The sequence below is a fragment of the bacterium genome (assembly GCA_036524115.1).
GTDB lineage: Bacteria > JAUVQV01 > JAUVQV01 > JAUVQV01 > DATDCY01 > DATDCY01.
The window spans coordinates 1-3,586 of sequence record DATDCY010000083.1; the positions used below are offsets into that span (position 1 = coordinate 1).

The window sequence follows — 3,586 nt, forward strand, 5'->3', positions numbered from 1 at the left end:
TGGTCCTCAGGCACGCCCCCCGGCTCCGGGGCCCCAATCGCCCCTCCCTGGGGCTCGGGAACTCTCTTGAACTGGTGCTTGCCGGCCGGCAGCGGCGGCCCGGGGCCCTTCGCGGCAGGCGGTGCCGGTTTCTTGAAGGCCGGCTCGGGTCTCCCGGCAGACGGCGCCGGCTTCGTGAAGGCCGGCTCCGGTTTCGCGGCAGGGCGCGCCGGCTTCGTGAAGGCCGGCTCCGGTCTCCCGGCAGACGGCGCCGGCTTCGTGAAGGCCGGCTCCGGCTTCGCGGCGGCCCGCCCCTTCTTGGGCGGCACCCACTGCTCGAGTTCCTTCTCCTTCACGACGTTCTTGTGGGCCGGCGGCTTCTTGCCGGGCGTGAAGGCGGACTTGTCCTTGGTCGGGGCCACGACTCGGTCCTTGATGGCCCTGGACTGGTTGTCGAGCCGCGCCGGGGGCAACGACGTCCGGGTGATCTGTATGTCCGGCCGGGGCTGCCGGGTCTCCCGTATCGGCTTGATCTCCGGAATCGGCGCCCTGCCGATGATCCTCAGATCGCCGCCGCCGCCCCGCTGGAACATGTTCCGCGTCGGGGCGATCCGCCCCTGCTTGATCATGCCCCGCAGGAAGTTGTCTCTCTTGACCACCACGACGGCGTTGTTCACCGTGCTGTTGACGTAGACGTTGGTGATGTTGATATTCGTCGTCTTGTAGACGTTCACGGTGCCGGGGCCGTAGTTCCCGTACCCGTAGTAGACATCGTCGTGCCCGAGCGGCACCCAGCACACGTCGTCTCCGAAGATCGACCAGCCGACATAGCCCGGCGACCAGTAGGCCCTCCCCCGTGGGGCGACCCAGAACCAGCCGATGGAGACGCTCCAGTTCCACCTGCCGAAGTGGAATGGGGCGTACCAGGGATCATACGAGAGCCAGACGTAGTCGTTCGCCTGCCAGACCCAGCGGCCGTTGGAGTACGGCGACCAGCCCGCGTCGACCACGGGGACCCAGACGCTGCCGTAGTTCCGGTCGCTGACCCAGCGCCCGGAGGAGTCGAACTCGTGGGCGTACGGCGAGAGGTCCGCCGGCAGGTAGCGGCCGCTCGCGGCCGGCCGGTCGTACAGGTCCGCCCGCGACGCGATCCAGGAGTCCCACTCGTCGGCTGCGGGCAGAAAGTCCAGCATGACCCTGCCGTCGGGCCGGAGTTCGGCCATCCGGCCGGCGATCACATCGGTGAGGCCGTCCGGGGTTTCGAGCACGAGCGTGCCGCCGATGACGCCGATCTGGGCCGTGCCGTCGGGCAGGGTGTTGACCCTGAAGCGCGCCGAGCGGGTCGCGCGGATCGAGGCGTGGGGCAGATCCACCTGGAAGACGGAGCCGGATCTCGCGAAGCCGATCACGTCGAAGGCGGCCTCGCCCGAGACGAGCGCCAGCTGGATGGTGTCGGCCCGGCTGCCTCGTTCGAGCCGGGTGATGTCGAGCTCGGACTGGTAGTTCACCCATGCCGTCGCCCCCAGGGGGAAGCGCGCCTCGACCTTGGCGCCGTCCTGCGCCCAGATCCGGTCGCCGACCCGAAGCGAGAGGTTCGGCGCCAGGGCGGCCCAGTCCTCGTCGTCCGTGCTCCGGATCAGCGAGTCGCCGCTCAGGTACGTCACGAAGGCCAGCCCGAGGCCGGCGGAACTCTCCTCGGCGACCTGTCTCGCGGCGTCCGCCATCGCGCCTGGACTCGTCGCCCGCGGGATGTACTGGCCGTTCGCGAACGGCGCGTCGAGCATGAGCGCCATGCTCACCACCATTGGGAGAACAGGGTTCATCTTCATGGTTCCCTCCTCGGGACCGGGCTCTTCCGGATCGCCTGCATTGTCTGCGCCTTTTCGGCTCGACCGAGCCGCGCACAACGGCACTCTCTCCGCTGCCGGTGGTTCTCCTGATCCCCATCGATGCATCAAGGGTGCCACGCGCTGGCTCGTGGGAGCGCGAGGCACGCAACCGCCGGAAATGCGATGTGTTATCCGGCGCGACCGCAGAGCGAATCGCCGGAGGGACGGCGGAGGGCGGTGTCCCACAATGGCGTTTCGATACATTCCCGATAACGAGACGTCCGCCCGGAGGAAACCCCTGTGAAGACCCCATTGACATCTCCGCGATGGGTTCGGAAGATGAAAACGTCAATAATCGAGAGAGTTTCGGGGGACACGGATGCCAGCATCGATGATCTGCGCTCCGGGAAGGGTTGCCCCTCCGTGCCAACGGTGAAGCGAGGCGTGTCGGCGGGCCGTCCCGACCGCAGCTCCCCGACGGCCGCACCGGCCGGCGACCGACAGCCGGAGGAAACCGGCCCCTGCCCGATCGTCGGCATCGGCGCATCCGCCGGCGGGCTGGAAGCGTTGGAGCAGTTCCTCAGCCACGTCCCGGACGGGAGCGGGCTGGCATTTGTCGTCATCCAGCATCTGGACCCGACGCACAAGGGGGTCATGCCCGAGTTGCTCCAGCGCTCCACCCCGATGAAGGTCTCACAGGTCAAGGATCGGACGAAGGTCAAGCCGGGCTGTGTCTACGTGATCCCTCCCAACAAGGACATGTCCATCCTGCACGGCACGCTGCACCTCTTCGAACCGGCCGCGCCCCGCGGCCTGCGCCTCCCCATCGATCTGTTCTTCCGCTCGCTGGCCGACGACTGCCGGGGATCGAGCATCGGCGTCCTGCTCTCGGGCATGGGCTCCGACGGCACGCTCGGCGTGCGGGCCATCAAGGAGCAGGGCGGGCTCGTGCTCGTGCAGGATCCTGCAACAGCACGTTTCGACAGCATGCCGCGCAGCGCCATCGACGCCGGGCTCGTCGACCTGGTCGCGCCGGCGGCCGAGCTGCCGGGAAAGATCCTTGCCTTCCTCAGGCACAGCCACCCCGCCCGGGGGGAACCCGCCCTGACGACCCGGGATCAGAGTTCCCTCGAGAAGATCCTCATCCTGCTGCGGACGCGCACCGGCAAGGACTTCTCCCCCTACAAGAAGCAGACCGTGTACCGCCGCATCGAGCGGCGCATGGGCATCCACCAGATCGACCGGATCGCCTCGTACGCCCACTTTCTCCAGGAGAATCCCCAGGAGCTGGACCTGCTCGCCAGGGAGCTGCTCATCGGGGTGACCACGTTCTTTCGCGACCCGCCGGTCTGGGAGCTGCTGCGGGACACGGCCATCCCGTCACTGCTCTCGGAGCGCCCGGCGGGAGGCCCGCTGCGAGCCTGGTCGGCAGGGTGCTCGACGGGGGAGGAAGCCTATTCCCTTGCCATCGTCTTCAAGGAGGCACTGGAGCGGCTCAAGCCCCGGGGGCGATTCACGCTGCAGATCTTCGCCACCGACGTGCAGCAGGACGCGATCGACCGGGCGCGCCAGGGGCTCTGGCCGGTCAACATCGCCGCCGATGTGTCTCCCGAACGCCTGCGTCGTTTCTTCCGGCAGGAGGAGCACGGCTACCGGGCCGGCAAGGAGATCCGGGAGATGGTCACGTTCGCAACCCAGAACGTGATCACCGACCCGCCCTTCACCAAACTGGACATCCTCCTCTGCCGAAACCTGCTGATCTACCTGACGCCGGAGGT

General features: G+C 68.1%; 2 protein-coding genes. One reads left to right on the top strand and one right to left on the bottom strand.

Translation table 11 applies throughout. The features are described 5' to 3' along the window. Positions 1-1,808 (bottom strand): DUF6600 domain-containing protein (locus VI078_03955; protein HEY5998439.1); only part of this gene is annotated, 1,808 nt, incomplete at its 3' end. 528 nt (positions 1,809-2,336) lie between these two features. Here VI078_03955 and VI078_03960 point away from each other — a divergent pair. After that, positions 2,337-3,586, top strand: a 1,250-nt coding sequence (locus VI078_03960; protein HEY5998440.1) for a chemotaxis protein CheB, incomplete at its 3' end; no start/stop codon positions are given.